Raw genomic sequence first — 6133 nt, forward strand, 5'->3', positions numbered from 1 at the left:
GCCGGGCCATGGCCCGGCGCAGTCCCGAAGCAAATGAAGATCTGGCGATTATCCTGCTCCGTCTGGCCAGTATCATGACTGATTGTCCCGAGGTTTACGGGCTGCGCTGCGTCCTGCTGGAAACCTCGGCGGGAGGATTCCGCCTGGTCGCGGGCAACGCCCGCGTGCGCCGCAATGAAACGCCGGCGCCCCGGCACCTGGTTATCGCACCCTATCCCAATGAATACGAATTTCAAGACCGGCTCAGGGATGGCCGCGAGATTATTATCCGGCCGATTCGCCCCGAGGACGAAGCCCTGCACCATGAGCTTTTCAACTCCCTTTCCCGGGAAAGCAACTACTACCGCTTTTTCAGTTACCGCCGTCATTTAAGTCACGAGCAGGCGGCCCGCTTCACCCAGATCGATTACGACCGGGAGATCGCGATCATCGCCCTGCTCGAAGAAAAAGGAAGTCTCCGCTCAATCGGGGTCAACCGTCTGAGTTACCTGGCGCGCCTGGACAAACATGAATTCGCGATCGTGGTAGCGGATGAATTTCAGGGCTTGGGGGTCGGCAGGATTCTGATGCAAAGGCTGTTTGAGATCGCCCGGGACCGGCACATTCAGCAGATTTATGGCGTGGTGCTCTCGGAAAATCTTAAAATGATAGATTTCTGCAGGGCTTTTGGTTTTGTCGTCGACACCCAGGAAGGCAGTACCGTAACCTTTCGCCTGGATCTTTAACTAGCAGCTCGGGCCTCAGACGCGCCATCGCCGGAAAAACTCCAGAGCCGGGCGCAAAAAAACCGCCGGCTCGAAACCCGAAAACAATTCCCGCTCATGCTGGCGCAGGTACAAAAGCCACCATCCCAGACCCAGAAAAAAGAAGTTGGGCAGCAGAAAAAATAACAACCCCAGGGACGAACGCCATTCCGTCAGATATTCACACAACAGAACGAAGATGTAATAGGCCAGCAGCAGCAGCAGGCCATAAACAAAGCCCTGAAACCGGGCGCTGCTGCGCACCGGCACCAGGGCCAGGGCCAGGCCCAGCAAAGCGAACACCAGGCCGGCGAAAGGCTGAATAAAGCGCTCATACAGAACGACCTGGGCTGAAACCGGACTTTCCCCCAGACTTTTACGCTGAGCAATTTTCCTGAGCAGTTTGCTAGTAGTCATATCCTTGTTCTTCTGCCGGAGAAAACTTTCGTCACCCAACAGGGCCGCGATCTCAAAATTGATTCGATACTGGGAAAAATCGGTCACTCGATACGCTTCCCCTCGCTGATCATACTCATGGATGGTGCCCTCTTCCAGCTGCAGCAGCAATGAGGAAGAGTTGCGATCGCTGACGATTCGGCCCCGCACCGCAGTCACCATCTGCGGTGTTTCCGGTCGCCGCTGGTCCTCGATAAAGACATCGGCCACGCGACCGCTTTCATGGTCGATATCCCCGATATAGATCACCATGCCCGGAAAAGCGAGGTTGAGGGAACGGGCCTGCAGGGCCACGGTCATCTTTTCCTTAAGAATCTTAAAGGTTATCTCCCGAACCTGACGCAAACCCCAGGGTGCCAGCCAGGCGCTGACCAGAATCGTCATCAGGGTACAGAAGGCAGCCAGATAAAGAACCGGGGTCAGAAGCCGACGCGGAGAAATCCCGGCCGCTTTCAGGGCGATGATTTCACCATCATCGACCATGCGCCCCACGCCGGCGATAACCGCAAAAAAAAACGAGATCGGCAGGGCCATGGTCAACAGTTTCGGAATCAGGGCCAGAACCAGAAGGCCGACATCACCGATCCGAACCCCTTCTGAAACCACCATATTGACAATTTTGAAAAGCTGCCCCATCAACAGAACAAACACCAGCACCAGCAGGGCATAAAAGAAAGGCAGCAAGATCTCGCGCAACAGATAACGATCAAGGATCAGCATTTTTAAAATTTTCCCAATTCTTTTAAACTGATTACCCGTCTGTCGGCGACAATCAGATGATCCAACAGGCGAATTCCCAAGGTGGCGGCCGCCTGCTGCAAATCTTCGGTAAGCCTGACGTCATCGGCCGAAGGATTGCAGCTGCCGCCAGGATGATTGTGAGCCACGATCAGGGCCGCGGCACGATGTTGCAGGGCCCGGGTCAGAACCTCGCGCGGATACACCACACTCATATCAACCGTGCCCCGATGCAGAATCTCACCGGCCAGCAAGCGGTGACGATTATCGAGAAAAAGAACCAGAAACTCTTCCCGGGGCAAGCCCTCCAGACGTCCCCGACAGATATCGGCAACCTGTTCCGGCGAGGTGATCGATTGCCGCAGGGCTTCCGGGGCTTCCAGATAAACCGAAATCAGTTCCCGGCAGACTTTGAGAAATCGCGCCCCGCCCGGCCCCAGCCCTGCAACCTGCTGCAACTGATCCGAAGGCGCATCGAGAACCCGTTTTACGGTTTTGAATTGGCGCAGCAATTCCTTGGCCGGAGGTTTGACATCCCGCCTCGGTACCGCGTAGCCCAGCAGCAACTCCAGAATTTCATACGCCTGCCAGCCGCTGAAACCCTGGTGAGCGAAACGCTCTTTCAGACGCTGCCGGTGCCCGAGATAATCGGGCCCCGGCTTTCCCTTTTCTGCGGCCATCGCGCAACCCTCCGACAAAAAGACCAGGTCGACTTTTTTTAGCCTAATCGGACTTGATTTTTTTGGGGCCAGACAATAGAGTGGACAAATTGGAAGAATGGTAACAGCTTATCAATTTCAACCAACTGTAAAAGGAAAAAACCATGAAAATCGCAATCTCCGGCAAAGGCGGTGTCGGCAAGACAACTCTGGCGGGAACCCTGGCCCGAGTTATGGCCGCCGATGAACATAAAGTCCTGGCCATTGATGCCGACCCCGACGCCAACCTTGCTTCAGCCCTGGGCTTCGCCCGGGAAGAGGTTGTCAAAATCACCCCCTTCGCGGAAATGACCGCGTTCATCGAAGAACGGACCGGGGCCAAAAAAGGCACTTACGGCGGCATGTTCAAACTCAATCCCAAGGTCGATGATATTCCCGAACGCTTCAGTTTATGTCGCGACAACCTGAAACTTCTGGTTCTCGGCACCATTCCCGAGGGCGGCGGCGGCTGTTACTGCCCGGAAAGCGTCATTCTCAAATATCTGCTGCGCCACCTTCTCCTGCAACGCGACGAGAGCATTATCCTGGACATGGAAGCCGGCCTCGAACACCTGGGACGTGGCGCGACCCGGGGCATCGATGCCTTTGTCGTCGTGGTCGAACCCGGTTCCCGCAGCCTGCAAACCGCTCACCAGATCAAGAAACTGGCGGGTGATCTTGGCGTCGACCAAGTCTATGTCGTCGGCAACAAGGTTACCAGCGAAGAAGACCGGGAGTTCATTCTGAACAACCTGGGCGAACTCAAGGTGCTGGGATTTCTCGACTACGACCAGGAGATCGTCGTCGCCGACCGCCGCGACCAGGCCCCTTTCGAGGTCATTCCCCGAGTCGTCGCCAGCGTCGAAGAGATTTACCGGCGACTCGAAAAAGAGCTACGGGAAAACAACCCGGAAAAAGCATAGCCGAAAAAGCTTCCCGGCGACTTAAAGGCTTCAGCCGGCCTGCCGGCGACATTCAGGGCTGCAATAGTGTCGCTTTCCCCCAGCCGGACCACCACCCGACAAAGCCTCATGTTCCGGCACATAAAGACCACAGGAAGCGCACTTTACCATTTTCTCACTGCCCCCGGACCGCGACCCGGCCCGAGGGCGGTTTTGCGCCTTAAGCCTCCCGCCGAGCAGCAGGTCCCGAAACAGACGAAAGACCAGATATCCAAGCCCCAGCCACAAGAATAATCGTAACACCTGAAACACCTGCCTGTTTTCCGACTTCAAGCTTGATTAAAGGCAATGCTTCGCCGACCTGCCGATTCACCCCCGGGCCGGACGTCTGTTTAAGGGCCTGAAACGGCCACTCACTTTAAATGACTTGGTTTGACTCTCAGCCGGTCGGTCTTTAAGCCTACTGACTGATTTTATCGTAAAGCCGGCCCGGCATTTCTATGATCCTGCCCGGGGTTGAAAAAAATCTCTGCGCGATACCTCCCAACTGCTTACCGAAACCGGCAATCGGCTGCGCCGTGATCCTGATATCGGAAAAACCGCCGTGGGCCTTCAGCGGCAGAACGACAAAGGTCTCCTCTTTGCCGGTTATGATATAACCGACCACGGGAATCGTGGCAAGCAGTTTGTCAACCGTCTGCAGGGGCTGCACCCCCAGATCAAGCTCCAGGGTTTCATCGAGAAATGAAATCGTGCCGCTGCTCATCAGGTTAAAGGCCGGGCCCCGCATAATCATTTCGTCGACCTCCATGACCCCGTCGCCAATCACTCCGCGACCGGAAAAAACCTGATAGGGCACGCCCTGATCAATGCTGACTCGCGGCAAACGCAACGCGGCGAACTGAGAAACATTGAGCAGGGAACAAAGATTGGCGATAAAGGTAAATTTTTTCAGACGCCCGTCATGAAAGGAAAAATCAACCAGGCCATCAAGCCCCGCCTTCCACTCCCGCAGGCTGGCGCCCCGCCACTCCAGATCCAGCGACAACCCGCCCCGGCCGCCCTGCATGGGTAGACCGCGGTCAGGATTTTTCAGATAATCATTGAAACTTTCAAAATTGATTCCGGAAAATTCCGCCTCCAGATTAAAGGAGTCCCCCTCGTAAAACCAGTCCGCCGAAGCGCGAAGCGAACCATCGAAACTGCGTCCGGCCAGGCGCTCCAGATGGAGTCCCGAATCATCAATCCGACAGCTGCCGACCAGTTCGTCCAGCACCATCCGCCGCCAGCATAACTGCTGCGCCGAAAACGCAAGCCTTAACCTTTCAGCAACCAGTTTATCTTTCCAGGAAACCAGTTTCTTCACCCAGTCATCCTTGACGGCTTCAATTATTTCTCCCAGCAGAGCAACCCGAAACCGATCTGAATCGGTTGGCGGTGCCGCGCTTTCTTCTGGTTCCAAACCCGCGGCGCCGGTGTTTTCGCCAAACAGCACGTCCAGGTCAAGATTTTTAACCACGATGTCGAGCTCGCCGCTTAGACCATCCCGACAAAACAGCTCCCCCCCCAGGGAAAGCAGGGAACCCTGTCCGCCCCAGCGCCAGTCACAGGCATCAATCCTTAGAAAATCGGGCCCGGCTGCCAAAGCGAAGCTGAAATCCGTTAAATGCCGCCAGGATTTCTCCAGTTCCGATTCATGCTCCGGAGGGGTTTGTGAGGCCGCAGCCAAGGCGTCCAGGCCTTTTTGAGCGGGCAGCACCAGCTGTTTACAGAGCCCTTCAAGTTCAACCCGGAAGAGTTTAGAACTGAGGAACGACAGTGGTTTTTTTTCAGCGGCACTCGAAACGGGAAGGGCTAAGGTACCGATTTGGGATGCGGCCTGGCTGACCGGAACCGCCACCCTGGCCGCATCCGGCGGTGCGGGCGGGCGTAGATCCAGGTCTGTGGCCGCCGACCACAAGGCGAGAAGATCGTCAACCCGTAGCCGGGATGATTCAATCCGGCCCTGGAGCAGTGGGGCTTCGGCCTCGGGGGCGAGCGTCAGACTGCCATTAAAAAGCAGGTCTGAGTCCGCCCAGGTCGCCGCGCAGGAGCGCAAAATAATTTTCTGCCGATCAAAGTCAAGCGCCCCGCGCAGACGATCCAACGGCCGACTGCCTGAAAAAAAGGAAACCGCGCTCCAATCAAAATCAAGCTGTCCGCTGATGCGGCTGTTTTTCAGATCCCTCAGATTCCCCGCCAGTTCCAGCCGCAACGGCGAAGGCGCGTGGCTGCGCCCCCGCCAGGCCAAGCGGGGACCGAGAAAGGGTTCCAGGTCCTGTGGTCCCAGATCATCAACCTCCAGACGACAGCTGTAGCCAAGCTCTGATTTTTCCTCCACAGGCAGCCATGATAAGGGTCCCGGCAACTCCGCCTGCAGGCGCAGGGGAAGACTGCCCAGATATAACTCAGCCTTCTCCACCCGCAAACTACGGTCGTCCAGAACGAAGGAGGCCTTGCCCCGGCTCAGCGGAAAAGCCAAGTCCGGGGACCGGCAGCAAAGGTTCTCACCGAAAAAAATCCCCCCCCAATGGAAATCCTTCCAGGAGTCCCATCC

Annotated in this window: 6 protein-coding genes; 2 read left to right on the plus strand and 4 right to left on the minus strand. The window is 56.4% G+C overall.

Annotated features, from left to right (window positions below; translation table 11 throughout):
• A partial coding sequence (locus ENN66_10345; protein HDS16980.1) for a GNAT family N-acetyltransferase occupies nucleotides 1-725 on the plus strand: 725 nt, incomplete at its 5' end.
• Nucleotides 726-740: 15 nt separating this feature from the next.
• Here the strand turns inward: ENN66_10345 and lptF are convergent.
• Nucleotides 741-1919, minus strand: a complete 1179-nt coding sequence (gene lptF / locus ENN66_10350) for an LPS export ABC transporter permease LptF (GenBank protein HDS16981.1) — start codon at nucleotides 1917-1919, stop codon at nucleotides 741-743.
• 2 nt (nucleotides 1920-1921) lie between these two features.
• Nucleotides 1922-2617, minus strand: coding sequence for a DNA repair protein RadC (radC, locus tag ENN66_10355; protein HDS16982.1), 696 nt, complete (start codon nucleotides 2615-2617; stop codon nucleotides 1922-1924).
• Between the two features lie 143 nt (nucleotides 2618-2760).
• On the opposite strand from radC, the gene ENN66_10360 reads away from it, so the two are divergent.
• Nucleotides 2761-3558, plus strand: a complete 798-nt coding sequence (locus ENN66_10360; GenBank protein HDS16983.1) for a carbon monoxide dehydrogenase — start codon at nucleotides 2761-2763, stop codon at nucleotides 3556-3558.
• Between the two features lie 30 nt (nucleotides 3559-3588).
• Here ENN66_10360 and ENN66_10365 read toward each other — a convergent pair whose 3' ends face one another.
• Nucleotides 3589-3840, minus strand: a complete 252-nt coding sequence (locus ENN66_10365; protein ID HDS16984.1) for a hypothetical protein — start codon at nucleotides 3838-3840, stop codon at nucleotides 3589-3591.
• Between the two features lie 157 nt (nucleotides 3841-3997).
• Nucleotides 3998-6058 (minus strand): hypothetical protein, encoded by a 2061-nt coding sequence (locus ENN66_10370; GenBank protein ID HDS16985.1) that lies wholly within the window; start codon nucleotides 6056-6058, stop codon nucleotides 3998-4000.
• Nucleotides 6059-6133 lie beyond the last annotated feature (75 nt).

Source organism: Pseudomonadota bacterium (assembly GCA_011049115.1).
Taxonomy (GTDB): Bacteria; Desulfobacterota; Anaeroferrophillalia; order Anaeroferrophillales; family Tharpellaceae; genus DSCM01.